13 protein-coding genes are annotated in these 13091 nt (G+C 71.1%); 4 read left to right on the plus strand and 9 right to left on the minus strand.

All coding sequences use genetic code 11. The annotated features are described in order from the left end of the window. Positions 1 to 10 precede the first annotated feature (10 nt). From AC07RM_RS27060 to AC07RM_RS27100, 9 genes are all read right to left on the minus strand, one after another. Complete coding sequence (locus AC07RM_RS27060; protein WP_495336528.1) at positions 11 to 658, minus strand: hypothetical protein; 648 nt, start codon at positions 656 to 658, stop codon at positions 11 to 13. Between the two features lie 47 nt (positions 659 to 705). Then, positions 706 to 1632, minus strand: coding sequence for a non-homologous end joining protein Ku (gene ku, locus AC07RM_RS27065; RefSeq protein WP_495336529.1), 927 nt, complete (start codon positions 1630 to 1632; stop codon positions 706 to 708). A gap of 32 nt (positions 1633 to 1664) precedes the next feature. Then, complete coding sequence (locus AC07RM_RS27070) at positions 1665 to 1973, minus strand: hypothetical protein (RefSeq protein ID WP_177239233.1); 309 nt, start codon at positions 1971 to 1973, stop codon at positions 1665 to 1667. Between the two features lie 90 nt (positions 1974 to 2063). Next, positions 2064 to 3245 (minus strand): GGDEF domain-containing protein, encoded by a 1182-nt coding sequence (locus AC07RM_RS27075; RefSeq protein ID WP_495336530.1) that lies wholly within the window; start codon positions 3243 to 3245, stop codon positions 2064 to 2066. 91 nt (positions 3246 to 3336) lie between these two features. Continuing rightward, a complete protein-coding gene (locus AC07RM_RS27080) occupies positions 3337 to 4152 on the minus strand; it encodes an SDR family NAD(P)-dependent oxidoreductase (protein ID WP_296784422.1) in 816 nt (271 codons plus the stop codon). A 51-nt stretch (positions 4153 to 4203) separates the two neighbouring features. Beyond that, positions 4204 to 5010, minus strand: coding sequence for an enoyl-CoA hydratase/isomerase family protein (locus tag AC07RM_RS27085; protein ID WP_495336531.1), 807 nt, complete (start codon positions 5008 to 5010; stop codon positions 4204 to 4206). Positions 5011 to 5041: 31 nt separating this feature from the next. Next, the gene (locus AC07RM_RS27090) at positions 5042 to 6205 is read right to left on the minus strand and encodes a thiolase family protein (RefSeq protein WP_495336532.1); all 1164 of its coding nucleotides are present in this window, start codon (positions 6203 to 6205) and stop codon (positions 5042 to 5044) included. Further along, the gene (locus AC07RM_RS27095) at positions 6202 to 6636 is read right to left on the minus strand and encodes a Zn-ribbon domain-containing OB-fold protein (RefSeq protein WP_208509226.1); all 435 of its coding nucleotides are present in this window, start codon (positions 6634 to 6636) and stop codon (positions 6202 to 6204) included. Before AC07RM_RS27095 ends, AC07RM_RS27090 begins: the two co-directional genes overlap by 4 nt. A gap of 38 nt (positions 6637 to 6674) precedes the next feature. Further along, entirely contained in the window at positions 6675 to 7661 is a 987-nt protein-coding gene (locus AC07RM_RS27100; protein WP_296784411.1) for a Bug family tripartite tricarboxylate transporter substrate binding protein, read from the minus strand. Positions 7662 to 7857: 196 nt separating this feature from the next. Between AC07RM_RS27100 and AC07RM_RS27105 the strand changes: the two genes are divergently transcribed. From AC07RM_RS27105 to AC07RM_RS27120, 4 genes are read left to right on the plus strand one after another with little or no spacing between them, the layout of a single operon-like run. Then, positions 7858 to 8622: an IclR family transcriptional regulator gene (locus AC07RM_RS27105; RefSeq protein WP_203202367.1), complete on the plus strand. Its 765-nt coding sequence runs from the start codon at positions 7858 to 7860 to the stop codon at positions 8620 to 8622. Positions 8623 to 8682: 60 nt separating this feature from the next. Next, positions 8683 to 9834, plus strand: a complete 1152-nt coding sequence (locus tag AC07RM_RS27110; RefSeq protein ID WP_057591539.1) for an acyl-CoA dehydrogenase family protein — start codon at positions 8683 to 8685, stop codon at positions 9832 to 9834. A gap of 13 nt (positions 9835 to 9847) precedes the next feature. Continuing rightward, complete coding sequence (locus AC07RM_RS27115) at positions 9848 to 11983, plus strand: acetate--CoA ligase family protein (protein ID WP_495336533.1); 2136 nt, start codon at positions 9848 to 9850, stop codon at positions 11981 to 11983. Next, positions 11980 to 13086, plus strand: coding sequence for a CaiB/BaiF CoA transferase family protein (locus AC07RM_RS27120; protein ID WP_495336534.1), 1107 nt, complete (start codon positions 11980 to 11982; stop codon positions 13084 to 13086). Before AC07RM_RS27115 ends, AC07RM_RS27120 begins: the two co-directional genes overlap by 4 nt. Positions 13087 to 13091 lie beyond the last annotated feature (5 nt).

The raw sequence follows: 13091 nt of genomic DNA on the forward strand, positions 1-13091 counted from the left end.
GCCGCGAGGCTCAGTGCAGCGTGCCCGGGTGCTCGGCTTCCAGGCGCAGGCGTTCGGTTTGCTGTGCCAGCGCGACGGTCTCGGCGATCTCGCGCAGCGTGAGCCGTCCGGCCAGTTCGGCTTCGCCGGCCAGCACGTGTTGCAGCGCTTCCTGGCCCTTGGGGCCGGCCAGCCAGGTGGAGGCCGACGAGACCGATCCGCCGCCGAAGCGCACCTGCAGCGCCTTGCCCGCGGCGCGGCTGATGCGCATGAATGCCTCGTGATCGGTCGCGGCCGAGGCCTGGCGCACCACCAGGCAGAAGGCCTCGAGCTTGTCGATCTCCACGCGCAGGCGGCGGGCCCTGGCTTCGCTCGGGGCGGCCGCACCGAGCAGCGCCGATGCCGCGGCTTCGCTGAACAGGCGGATCTCGCGCCCTTCCTCCCAGGCGGCATCGCCGCGCGACAGCACTTCGACCCGCCGGCCCTGGGCCCGGGCCGCGCGCTCGGCGGCGGCGCGCGCTTCGTCGGCCTGGTCCGCGTGCCACGCCAGCAGCGGCGCGTCCGCCGTGCCGTGCACCGCCCAGCGGCCCGCGGCATTGAGGCAGCGCGCGTGCGTGTCCGGCCGGTCCGCGGCTGGCGAGGTCGAGAGGGAAAGGAACAGGTACGGGGTGGGCGGCATGGGAGCGGGCTTTTCGGACGAGGGCCCGATTGTCCCCCTCGCGCCCCTTAGGCCGCCTTGCGCTCGTCCGATTTCCTGGCCGGCGCGGCCTTGGCGCGCGTCGTCTTCTTCGCCGCCGTCTTCCCCGCCTTGGGCGCCGCGCGCGCCCCCTTCTTCGCGGCGGCCCCCGCCTTCGCGCCCTTGAGGCTGCGCGTCAGCAGCTCGGTCAGGTCGATCACCTTCGCGCCCGGGCCCGGCGCCTCTTCCTCGGGCTCGATCACCGTCTCGGTGTCGCCGGCCTTGACCTTCTTCTGCACGATCTTCATCACCGCGTGCTTGAACTTGTCCTGGAAGTCCTCGGGGGCCCAGGCGCCCGACATGTCCTTGACCAGCTGCTCGGCCATCTTCATCTCGGCCGGCGTGATCCTCGCGCTCTTCACGCCCTCGGGCGGCAGCTCCAGACCCTCGAGCGACTTCACTTCGTCGCCCCAGCGCATCAGGTTCAGCACCAGCGCCTTGCCCGAGGGCACGAGCACGGCCAGGTGCTGCTTGGTCGAGATCACCACCTTCGCGAGCCCGACCTTGCCGGTCTTCACGAGCACCTCGCGCAGCAGCGCGTAGACCTTCTGGCCCTTGTTGATCGGCGCCACGTAGTAGGGCCGCTCGAGGTAGACGAAGGGAATGTCGTTGGCATCGATGAAGCGCTCGATCTCGATGGTCTGCGTGGTGCGCGGAAAGGCGGCCTCGATCTCGGCCGGCGAGACGATCACGTACTTGCCATCCTCGTACTCGACGCCCTTGACGATGTTGTCGCGGTCGATCTCGCGGCCGGTGCGCTTGTTGATGCGCTTGTAGCCCACGGGGTCCATGCTGCGCTTGTCGAGCCAGTCGAAGTCCACGCCCTGTTCGGTGCTCGCGGTGTGCAGGCCGACGGGGATGTGGACCAGGCCGAAGGTGATCGCGCCTTTCCAGAGGGTTCGGGTGCCGGTGGCCATGGTGGGTCCTCGTGATGGGTGGTGAGGGCGGTTCAGGAAGGCCGGCCGAAGCCGAAGGCCGTGCCGCGCGGCGCGGGCCGGGCCGAGGCCTCGGCGCTGTCGTCCTCGTCCTCGTCGGCCGGGGTCTGTTCCCTCGGCCCCGCGTCGAGGTCCTCGACCTGCTGCTGCAGCTTCAGCAGGCCGGCCGCCATCGCGCGCTGGTAGCTGTCGACGCCGCGGCGCGCACGGGCGATCGTCTGCACGTGGTCGTCGGCGTCGAGCTCGCCCAGAACCCATTCGAAGCGGCCGTCATCGGGCGCCTCGACGAACACCGCCAGACGGCGAAGCGGGAGCAGGGACATGGCACCACGATGCGCAGCCGAGCTGCTGTCGGGCGTAGGAAGCCGGCGGCTGATGGCGTCGGAAGGAGGGCGCAGCCGATGCGGCCGCGCTCAGCCGGCCAGCACCACGCGGTCGCGCCCCAGCGACTTGGCGCGGTACAGCGCCTCGTCGGCCTGTCCGAGCATGTCGTCGATGTCGGCGCCCGGCTGCTGCGGCGCCACGCCGATGCTCACGGTGAAGGCGCCCACGGCGGCCAGCGGCGAGTCGGGAGGGAAGGCCTCGCCGGCGCTGGCCTTGACCCGCGCGGCCAACTCGGTGGCCTCGGCGGGCGAGGCCTCGGGCAGCATCACGACGAACTCCTCGCCGCCATAGCGCCCGAGCAGGCCGTTGTCGCCGATGGCGCGCTGCATGCGGCCGACGGCCTCGCGCAGCACGGCGTCGCCGGTCTGGTGGCCGAAGCGGTCGTTGATCGACTTGAAGTGGTCGACGTCGATCATCAGCAGCGCCATGCGCCGCGTCTTCGAGCCGCCGTCGCGCCCGGCCGCGGCCAGCTGGGCCTGGCAGGCGTCGAGCAGCGCGCGCCGGTTGAGCACGCCGGTCAGCGGATCGTGGGTGGCGAGGAACTCGAACTCCGAGTGCATGCGGTCGGTCGCCATCAGGATGGCGGCGATCGACAGCAGCAGCACGGTGAAGGAGTACATCGAGATGTAGATCGACTGCAGCAGGGTCGCGTCCATCAGGCCGACGCCGGCCATGCCCAGCAGCGCCGACACCAGCCGCGCCAGGGCCACCAGCGCCTGCAGCAGCAGCAGCACGATCATCAGCCGCATGCCGAGCACGCGGCCGCGGTTGCGGATGTAGAGCAGCGCGTGGTTGAAGAACAGGGCGGCGACCAGCGCCGTGACGATCACCAGCCGGATCTCGTAGTCGGGCTTGAACGCGCTGAACCAGAACAGCGCGCAGGCCATCAGCACGGTCAGGCCGTGCCAGCCGGCGGTGTCGCTGCGGCCGTGCAGGAAGCGCTGGCTGCCGGCGTAGTAGAGGAGGCAGGCCTCGAACAGCACCACGTTCGCGACCACGATGGTGAGGAAGTCGGGCAGCACGTCGCGCGCGGCGAACAGCAGGGTGCTGACGAAGGCCACCAGCGGCGCCCAGGCCCACTCGCGCAGGCCCTGGATGGTGGCCGGGTAGCTGCGGCGCATGAAGAACACCACCACCGACATCACGACGCCCATCAGCCCCGCCAGCATGATGACGGAGCGGGGGTCGAGGACGGAAGGCAGCGCAGCCATGGGACCGGATTCTGCATTGCCGCGCGCAGCCCGTGCCGGCGCGGGGCTGCGGGAGAACCCTGGGCGCGGCCCGATCTTCAGGAACGCGCGCTCACAGCATCGCGAAACCGCCCGAGGCGCCCAGCGTCTGGCCGGTGACGAACAGCGCCCGGTCCGAGGCCAGGAAGGCCACCACGCCCGAGACGTCCTCGGGCCGCGAGAGCCGGCCCACGCCCTTGGCGATCGGGTAGACGTTGAGCATCTTGGGCAGGCGCTCGTCGTTCTCCACCGTGGCGTCCACGCGCAGCGGGCCGTCCTTGATGCCGGCGTGCGAGACCGCGCCCAGCGCGACCGAGTTGACGGTGATCGCGTGCCGGCCGTGCTCGCGCGCCAGCGCCTTGCCGAAGCCCGCGATCGCGGCCTTGGCGCCCGAGTACACCGCCATGTTGGCCTCGCCGATGCGCCCGGCCTCCGAGATGATGTTGACGATGCGCCCGCCCTTGCGCGCCACCATGCCCGGCAGCACGGTGCGGCAGCAGTGCATGGTGCCGTAGACGTTGAGGTTGACGATCTTGGCCCAGTCCTCGATGGGCATGTCGAGGAAGGGCGGCGTGCGCCCGCCCTTCTCGCGCCGCTCGGGAATGATGCCGGCGTTGTTGACCAGCACGCTGACCGGCGCGTCGAAGTGCGCCGTACCCTTGGCGACCATGGCCTCGACCTGGTCGGCGCGCGTGATGTCGGCCGGCGCCGCGAGGGCCTGGCCGCCGGCGGCCGCGATCTCGGCCGCCACCGCTTCGGCGCGCTCGGCGAACAGGTCGTTGACGATGACGCGCGCGCCCTCGGCCGCGAGCTCGATGCAGATCTGGCGGCCGACGCCCTGGCCGCCGCCGGTGACCAGCGCGACCTGGCCTTCCAATCCGAGTTTCATGGGATGCGTTCCTTGTCTTGTAGGGGAGGGGGAAGAAATGGAGGGAAGGGCTCAGCGGCCGGTGAACACCGGCTTGCGCTTCTCGACGAAGGCGCGCATGCCTTCCTTGCGGTCCTCGCTGTCGATGATCATGGCGGCCGCGTAGCGCTCGTACTCGAGGCCCGAGTCGAGGTCGGTCTGCATGCCGCGGTTGATGGCGCGCTTGGCGAAGCGCACCGCCAGCGGCGGATGCTCGGCGATGCGCTGGGCCATCTCGAGCGCGACGGGCATCAGCTCGGCTTGCGGCAGCACGCGGCTCACGATGCCGTAGCGCAGCGCGGTGTCGGCGTCGACCAGGTCGGCCGTGAGGATCAGCTCCTTGGCGCGCGCCTCGCCGATCAGCCGCGGCAGCCGCTGCGTGCCGCCGGCCGCGGGGATCACGCCGAGCTTGATCTCGGGCAGGCCGAAGCGCGCGGCCTGCGAGGCCAGGCGGATGTCGGCGCACAGCGCGATCTCGAGCCCGCCGCCCAGCGCCACGCCGTTGATGGCGGCGATCACCGGTTTTTCGAACTCCTCGATGTCGCGGAACAGGTCGTGCGTGGCCTTCTGCGCCACGAAGTAGTCGGTGCCGATGGTGGCGTGGCCCGCGCGTTCCTTGATGTCGGCGCCGGCGCAGAAGGCGCGCTCGCCGCTGCCGGTGACCAGCACGGCGCGCACGCGCTCGTCGGCGCGCGCGTAGTCGAAGAAGGCGCGCGCGAGGTCGGGCTTCATCGAGCCGCCGAGCGTGTTCATGCGATCGGGCCGGTTCAGCGTGACCACGGCGACGTTGCCGCGCACCTCGTACAGCAGGGTCTCGAGGGCGGGGGTGTTGGGGTTCATGGGTCGGTTCTCCTTCCTGTGCGTTCGTTGTTCAAGCCCGCGCCGTGCCGCCGAGCACGTGCGCGATCGCCACCGACCCGAGGCCGATCATGTGGGCCATGCCCCAGCGCGCGGCCGGGTGCTGGCGGCCCTCGGCCTCGCCGCGGATCTGGCGCACGATCTCGGCGACCTGGCCGATGCCCGTGGGCCCGAGCGGATGGCCCATGCCGATCAGCCCGCCCGAGGCATTGATGGCACAGCGCCCGCCGATGCGCGAGTCGCCGCGCTCGAGGTAGGCCGCGCCCTCGCCCGGCTGGCACACGCCCACGGCCTCGCTGTAGAGCAGCTCCTCGACCGAGAAGGCGTCGTGCAGCTCGAGCAGGTCGAGCTCGGTGGCGCCGATGCCGGCCTGCTCGAGCGCGGCGCGCGCGCTGTCGCGCACCAGATCGATCGGGCCCTCGCCGTAGCGGGTCTCGTCGCGCTCGCTGCTGGCGGCCGAGGCCTGCACGCGCACGCAGCGCGCCGGATCCAGCCCGAGCCGCGCCAGCGCCTGGCCCGACACCAGCAGCACCGCGGCGGCGCCTTCGCCGCGCGGGCAGCACTGCTGCACCGTGAGGTCGCCCGCCACCTTGGGCGAGGCCAGCACCTGCTCGAGCGTGCGCGGCTTGCGGAACTGCGCATAGGGGTTGAGCGCGGCGTTGCCGTGGTTCTTGACCGCCACCTTCGCCATCGATTCCATGCCGCCGCCGTGCTCGCGCAGGTAGCTGCGCGCCATCAGCGCGAACTTCACGGCCGGGATGGTGGCGGTGTCGCTGAGGCGTTCGAGCCCGTCCTTGTTGGCCGCGCGGCGGCCGTCGCCATGCTTGTCCACGCCCATCGCGAGCACCACGTCGCTGATGCCGTGCGCCACTTCCATACAGGCCTGGCGGAAGGCGAAGGAGCCCGAGGCCGAGGCGTTCTCGACCTGCGTCACCGCGAGCCCGGTCGAGCCCAGGTGGCGCAGCATCACGCGGCCCGCGGCCATGCCGATCGAGGTGGTGCCCACGTAGGCGGCCTGCACCTGCTTCCAGGCCAGGCCGGCGTCGGCCAGCGCGGCGCGCACGGCCGTGAGGCCCAGGTGGGTGTAGGGCGTGTCGCTGGGGAACTGATAAGGGTGCAGGCCGATGCCCACCAGGTAGACGCCGCCGTGGCCGGCCAGCCAGTTGCTGCTGCTCATGCCGCGGCTCCTTGGGCATCCGCGGGCACGAAGTGGCAGCCGTAGTGCTCGCCCGAGGGCAGCGGCACCGCCACCGCGCGCAACGCCATGCCCGGCGCGAGCAGGCTTTCGTCGGCCACGCCGATCACGCCTTCCTCCACCACCTGTTCGGCGATGCGGATGTCGCCCGCGATGCTGGGCGCGCTCAGGCCCGGCACCATCGGCACGTGCAGGGTCACGTACTCGAGCAAGGTGCCGCCGCCGGGCCGCGCCACCTGCGCCGAGGCATCGATGGCGTGGCCGCAATGCATGCAGCCCGGTGCGTTGGCCGGAAAGCTCAATTGCCGGCATTGCGGGCACTGGGCGAACAGGAAGTCGAGCGAGCGGCCGTCGGCCGCGAGCCGGTAGAGCGTGGGCCGCAGCGGCTGGAGCGTGGTCAGGTCTGGGGTCATGGAGGAAGGAGTCGCGGAGGGAAGGAAGAGGCGTGGGTTCAGTCGATGCGGGCGCCCGATTGCTGCACCACCTCGCGCCAGCGCACCATCTCGGTCTTGACGAACTCGCCGAGCTTCGCGTCGCGCAGGTCCTTGAGCGGCACGCTGCCGAACTTCTCGGTGACCTGCAGCATCTCGGGGTCGACGATGGCCAGCGCGATCGCGTCGCCTAGCTTCTTCACGACCTCGGGCGGCGTCTTCGCGGGCACGAAGACCGCGCTCCAGGCCGAGGACTCGGCGCGCGGGAAGCCGAGCTCGCCCACGGTGGGCACCTCGGGCATCACCGACAGCCGCGCGCGGCCGGTCATGGCGAGCGGCTTGAGCTTGCCGGCCTGCACGAAGGGCATGACCACCACCGGGTAGTCGAACATCAGGTCGAGGTTGCCGGCCATCAGGTCGGTCAGCGCCGGGCTGCTGCCCTTGTAGGGCACGTGGGTCATCTTGGTGCCGGTGGCGACCTGGAACAGCTCGGCCGTCAGGTGGGTGCCGGTGCCCGGGCCGGCCGAGCCGAAGTTGAGCTTGCCGGGGTTGGCCTTGGCGTAGGCGATCAGCTCGGGCACGGTCTTGAACGGCCGGTTCGGGTTGATCACCAGGATCAGCGGCGTCTCGGACATGGCGTGCACCGGCACGAAGTCCTTCACCGGGTCGTAGCGGATGTTCTTGTAGAGCGCGAGGTTGGCCGCCTGCGTGCCCTGGGTGCCGTAGATCAGGGTGTAGCCGTCGGGCGGCTGGCGCGAGGCCGCCTCCACGCCGATCGAGCCGCCCGCGCCGGGCCGGTTGTCGACCACCACCGGCTGCCCCAGCTTGTCGCCCACGATCTTCGCGAGCACGCGCGAGGTGTTGTCGGTGATGCCGCCCGGCGTGAACGGCACCACGAAGGTGATGGGCTTGGTGGGCCAGGCCTCGCCGGCCGCCCGGGCGGTGCCGCCGAGCAGGGCGGACACGGCCGCCAGCCCCACGAATGCTGTCTTCCAGAACTTCTGCATGCCTTGTCTCCGGGTTTGTTTTGGGTCTCGTTTGTCTACGAGTAATCGCAATATACTTCGACCATTCGTAGAAAAACAAGAGGAAATCCGCCGATGCCGGAAAACCCGTATCGGAAGAAACTGCCCGTCACCAATGGAAGTTCTAGACCGTCCCTTCGTTAATATTCGTGGGTCTCTACGAAATATCGGAGGAAATATGCCCACACTCGTCCCCGCCGCCGCCCGCACCATGGCGCTGCTCGAGCTGTTCGCGCGCGAAAAGCGCGAGCTCTCCAATTCCGACCTGGCGCGGCTCATGGACCTGCCCGAGAGCAGCTGCTCGGACCTGCTGCACACGCTGCACGAGCTCGGCTACCTGCTGCGCACCGCGCGCAGCCGGCGCTTCTATCCGACGGCCCGGCTGCTGGCCGTGGCCAGGGAGATCTCGGCCAGCGACCCGCTCTATGCCGTGGCCTCGGAAGCCGCCGAGCTGCTGCGCGACAAGACCGGCGAGACCGGGCTGGTCGGCCGCGTCGAGGGCGGCGTGGTCAAGGTGCTGGCCTTCTTCGAGGGCCGCCATCCGCTGCGCTACATGCAGAACCCCGGCGACAAGCTGAGCCTGCACGTCTCGGCGCTCGGCAAGGCGGCGCTGGCGCTCGGCACGCCCGAGGAGGCGGCGCGCCAGTTGCGCCTGAAGCCGCTGCGCCAGCTCGCCGAGGGAACCATCACCGACCTCGCCGCGCTCGAGGCGCAGGTGGCGCGGGCGCGCGAGCAGGGCTGGATCTGGGTCGAGAACGAAGGCGGCGACGGGCTCTCGGCCCTGGCCGTCGCCGGCTACGTGGGCGGCGAGCCGATCGCGCTCTCGGTCGCCGGCCCCACCGACCGCCTGCGCCAGCAGCGCGAACCTTTCCTGGCCGCCCTGCAGGAAGTGCAGGCGCTGGTCTTCCGTCCCCGCAACGCCCGGGAGCCCGGCGCCTCGTAGACCGAGGGCCGGGCGCCCGGCGTGCGTCCCTTTCCATCCAACGCCACAGGAGACATCTCGATGAATTTCACCCCCGACGCCGACCAGGAACTGCTGCGCGACAGCATCCGGCGCTTCATGAAGAGCGAGGTGGCGCCCCTGGTGGCGAAGCACGACGTGGAGAAGACCTTCCCGTTCGAGATCCTGAAGCAGCTCGCGCAGTTCGGCTACATCGGCGGCCGCCTGCCCGAGTCCGAAGGCGGCATGGGCCTGGACCAGATGACCTGGGCCATGCTGATGGAGGAGGCGGGCCACACATGGTTGTCGCTGCGCACCATGCTCAACATCACGAACGGGCCGATCCACAAGATCGCGAGCGAGGGCACGGCGGCGCAGAAGAAGCGGTTCCTCGAGCCGCTGCTGGCCAGCGAGCGCCGCGTCTTCACCGCCATCAGCGAGCCCGGCACCGGCTCGAACATCGCGCAGATCCAGACCCGCGCCGACCTGCAGGGCGACCACTACGTGCTCAACGGCCGCAAGCTGTGGATCACCAACGGCGCCTTCGCCGACTTCGGCATCGTGGTGGCGCGCACCTTCAGCCCCGATTGCCAGGGGCAGCTGTCGACCTTCCTGGTCGAGCGCGAGGTCTCGCCCTTCGAGGCGCGCCGCGTCGACACCATGGTGCTGCGCAGTACCGGCACGGCGGAGCTCAGCTTCGACAACGTGAAGGTGCCGCGCGAGAACCTGCTGGGCGAGGAGGGCAGCGCGCTCAAGCGCATGCTGGTGGGGCTGGACGGCGCGCGCGTGAACATCGCGATGGGCGCGGTCGGCGCCGCGCGCGCGGCGCTCGAGCTGTCGATCGACTATGCGCGCACGCGCACCCAGTTCGGCAAGCCGATCGGCAGCTTCCAGCTGGTGCAGAAGCTCATCGTCGACATGACGGTGCGCGTGGAGGCGGCGCGCGCGCTGGCGCTGCGCGCGGCGGCGGCACTCGACGCCAATGCCGACGACGCGCGCATGGCCTGCTCGATCGCCAAGCTCTATGCCACCGAGGCGGCGCACGAGGTCGCGAGCATGGCGCTGCAGGTGCACGGCGGGCTCGGCTATTCCACCGACTACCCGATCGAGCGCATCTTCCGCGACACCCGCGGCGGCACCATTCCCGAGGGCACGACCGAGGTCCAGACGCTGATCGTCGGGCGCGAGATCCTCGGCATGTCGGCGATCGCCTGAAGGGAGCACGGCCATGCAAGGCACCCAGGACACGCGCCCGGTCGACATCGCGCGGCTGATCCGCCCGCGCTCCATCGCGCTGGTCGGCGCCTCCGAGCGCGAAGGCAGCATCGGCGAGCGCACGCTGACCAACCTGATCGAACACTCCGAATTCGATGGCGAGGTCTATCTCGTCAATCCCACCAAGGCCGAGCTTCGCGGCCGCCAATGCTGGCCCAGCGTGGCCGCGCTGCCCGCCACGCCCGACGTGGCCGTGGTCGCGGTGCCCGCGAGCGGCGTGCTGGCCGTGATCGAGGAATGCACGGCGCGCGGCGTGGGCTTCGCCGTGATCCTCAGCTCGGGCTTCGGCGAGGCCGGCGAGGAAGGCGAGCGCGAGCAGCAGCGCATGAAGGAGATCGCCGCGCGCGGCGGCCTGCGGCTGTACGGCCCCAACTGCCCGGGCCTGACCAACGTCAACCACCGGCTGGGCCTGACCTTTTCGCCCTCGTTCCCGCACGACCTCACCAAGGGCCCGATCGGCCTGGCCACGCAGGGCGGCGGCCTGGGCCGCAACGTGATGCAGGCGATGGAGCGCGGCATCGGCATCGGCCTGTGGGCCTCGACCGGCAACGAGGTCGACCTGCAGGTGGCCGACTTCATCCACTACATGGCCGACGCGCCCGACATCCAGGTGGTCGTCACGCTGCTCGAGGGCATCAAGGACGGCGCGAAGTTCGCTGCCGCGGTGCAGCGCTGCGCGGCCAACGGCAAGCCCGTGATCGGGCTCAAGGTGGGCCGCTCCGAATACGGGCGCAAGGCCGCGCAGTCGCACACCGCCTCGCTCACCGGTTCGGCCGAGGTCAACAGCGCGGTGTTCCGCCAGTTCGGCGTGATCGAGGTCGACGACATCGACGAGCTGGTCGACACCGCCTGGCTGTTCGCGCGCGCCATGCCGGGGGCGCAGGAGGCGCTGGGCATCTACTGCTCCTCGGGCGGCACGGCCGCGCTGACCGCCGACGCGGTGGGCGCCGCCGGCCTCACGCTGGCCACCTTCGCGCCCGAGACCACCGCGGTGCTGCGCGCCAAGCTGCCCGACTACGCGGCCATCGGCAACCCGGTCGACACCACGGCGATGGTGCTCAGCGACAAGACCGTGGTCGAGACCACGCTGGGCTGCGTGGCGAACGATCCGCACACGGGCCTGACCATCGTGCCGATCGCGCTCGACTACGGCGAGACCACCACGCGCATGGCCGACAACATCATCAATGCGCAGAAGGACAGCGCTTCGCCGATCGTGCCGATCTGGATGAGCGACCGGCTCGGCGAGGGCTATCGCAAGCTGGTGGCGGCCGGCTTCGCGCCGCCGCGCTCGGTCAACAAGGCGATCGCGGCGGTCGCGCGCTGGGTCGAGTACGGGCGCTGGAAGCGCGCGAATCCGTCGAACCCCGAGGCGCGGCCGGTGCTGCCGACGCGCGCGCCCGAGGGCGAATTCGCCACGCGCAGCCTGTCGGAATCGCAGGCCAAGGCGCAGTTGAAGCAGGCGGGCATCGCGCTGCTGCCGCAGGGCCTGGCGCGATCGGCGCAGGAGGCGCATGCGCTGGCCGAGGACATGGGCTACCCCGTGGTCGCGAAGATCGCGAGCGCGCAGATCGTCCACAAGTCCGACATCGGCGGCGTGAAGGTGGGCCTGCGGGACGCGGCCCAGGTGGCCGAGGCCTGGCGCGAGATCATGGCCGCGGCCGCGAAGCACCATCCCGAGGCCACGGTCGACGGCCTGCTGATCGAGAAGATGGCACCGCGCGGCGGCACCGAACTCATGGTGGGCGTCACGCGCGACCCGGTGTTCGGCCATGTCATGACCTTCGGCCTCGGCGGCATCTACGTCGAGGTGCTGCGCGACGTGACGCGGCGCATGCTGCCGATCGGTCAGCGCGACGCGGCGGCGATGGTGCGCGAGATCCGCAGCTTCGCGCTGCTCGACGGCGCGCGCGGCCGGCCCAAGGCCGACCTCGCGGCGCTCGAGGCGCTGCTGCTGCGCGTGTCGGAGTTCGTGGTGGCGAATGCCGACCGCATCGAGGAGATGGACCTCAACCCGGTCTGGGTGGGCGCGGTGGGCGAGGGCGCGCTGCCGCTCGACGCCGTGATCATCGAGCGCGTGCCGGCATGACGCACCCGGTCGCAACGCCGCCACTGGCCGGCATCGTGGTGGTCGACTTCAGCGAACTGCTGCCCGGCCCCTTCTTCACGCAGAACCTCGCCGAGCTCGGCGCGCGCGTGATCAAGATCGAGCGCCCGCCGCATGGCGACAACGTGCGGCGCATGGGGCCGGGCGTGTTCGAGGCCGTGAACCGCGGCAAGCAGAGCCTGCTGGTCGACCTCAAGGACGAGGCGCAGCGTGCCGAGGTGCGCGCGCTGATCGCCACGGCCGACGTGGTGGTGGAGTCGTACCGGCCCGGCGTGATGGCGCGGCTGGGGTTCGATGCCGACAGCCTGCGCGCGGAGTTCCCGCGGCTGGTCTACGTGTCGCTCAGCGGCTATGGCCAGCAGGGGCCGTGGGCCGACCTGCCGGGGCACGACATCAACTACCTCGGCGCGGCCGGCGTGCTCGCGGTCTCGGGCGTGCCCGGCGACGGCCCGGCGCAGAGCTTCGGCCTGCCTGTGGCCGACCTCTGCGGCGCGATGTATGCGCTGTCGTCCACCCTGGCCGCGCTGCTGCAGCGCCAGCGCACGGGCCAGGGCCAGCACCTCGACGTGGCGCTGGCCGACTGCGCGCTGCACTGGATGAATCCGCGCCTCGGTGCCTGGCGCTCGTCGGGCGATGCGGACCTGGCAGCGCAGCGCGAGGCCACGCTGGTGAAGGCGGCCTACGGCGCCTTCCTCTGCCGCGACGGCAGGCACCTGTCGGTGGCCGCGCTCGAGGATCACTTCTGGGTCCGGCTGTGCGAAGCGCTCGATCTCTCGCCCTATGGCGACGCGGCCTTCCGCTCGCATGGCGCGCGCAAGAAGGTGGCGCCGGCGATCAATGCGCGGCTGGCCGAGGCGCTGGCCGCACTCGATGCCGACGACGCCTTCGCGCTGCTGCAACGGCACGACGTGCCGGTGGCGCCGGTGGTGGAGCCGGCCGCGCTCGCGGCGCTGCCGCAGTTCGCGCAGCGCGGCAAGTTCGAAGGCGATGCGGCGCTCGCGCTCGCGCGTTATCCGGTGCCGATGGCGGGCGTCGTGCCCGGCGGTCTCGGCGGCGCGCCGCGGCTCGACAGCGCGCGCGGCTGAGCGGC

This window comes from Variovorax sp. GW821-FHT09B05, assembly GCF_059418265.1.

Bases quoted from the DNA above. Each gene is read 5' to 3' on its own strand.
- AC07RM_RS27120 (WP_495336534.1), top strand. From the start codon at position 11,980: ATGACGCACCCGGTCGCAACGCCGCCACTGGCCGGCATCGTGGTGGTC.
- AC07RM_RS27060 (WP_495336528.1), bottom strand. From the start codon at position 658: ATGCCGCCCACCCCGTACCTGTTCCTTTCCCTCTCGACCTCGCCAGCC.
- AC07RM_RS27070 (WP_177239233.1), bottom strand. From the start codon at position 1,973: ATGTCCCTGCTCCCGCTTCGCCGTCTGGCGGTGTTCGTCGAGGCGCCC.
- AC07RM_RS27100 (WP_296784411.1), bottom strand. From the start codon at position 7,661: ATGCAGAAGTTCTGGAAGACAGCATTCGTGGGGCTGGCGGCCGTGTCC.
- ku (WP_495336529.1), bottom strand. From the start codon at position 1,632: ATGGCCACCGGCACCCGAACCCTCTGGAAAGGCGCGATCACCTTCGGC.
- AC07RM_RS27085 (WP_495336531.1), bottom strand. From the start codon at position 5,010: ATGAACCCCAACACCCCCGCCCTCGAGACCCTGCTGTACGAGGTGCGC.
- AC07RM_RS27115 (WP_495336533.1), top strand. From the start codon at position 9,848: ATGCAAGGCACCCAGGACACGCGCCCGGTCGACATCGCGCGGCTGATC.
- AC07RM_RS27095 (WP_208509226.1), bottom strand. From the start codon at position 6,636: ATGACCCCAGACCTGACCACGCTCCAGCCGCTGCGGCCCACGCTCTAC.
- AC07RM_RS27075 (WP_495336530.1), bottom strand. From the start codon at position 3,245: ATGGCTGCGCTGCCTTCCGTCCTCGACCCCCGCTCCGTCATCATGCTG.
- AC07RM_RS27110 (WP_057591539.1), top strand. From the start codon at position 8,683: ATGAATTTCACCCCCGACGCCGACCAGGAACTGCTGCGCGACAGCATC.
- AC07RM_RS27090 (WP_495336532.1), bottom strand. From the start codon at position 6,205: ATGAGCAGCAGCAACTGGCTGGCCGGCCACGGCGGCGTCTACCTGGTG.
- AC07RM_RS27080 (WP_296784422.1), bottom strand. From the start codon at position 4,152: ATGAAACTCGGATTGGAAGGCCAGGTCGCGCTGGTCACCGGCGGCGGC.
- AC07RM_RS27105 (WP_203202367.1), top strand. From the start codon at position 7,858: ATGCCCACACTCGTCCCCGCCGCCGCCCGCACCATGGCGCTGCTCGAG.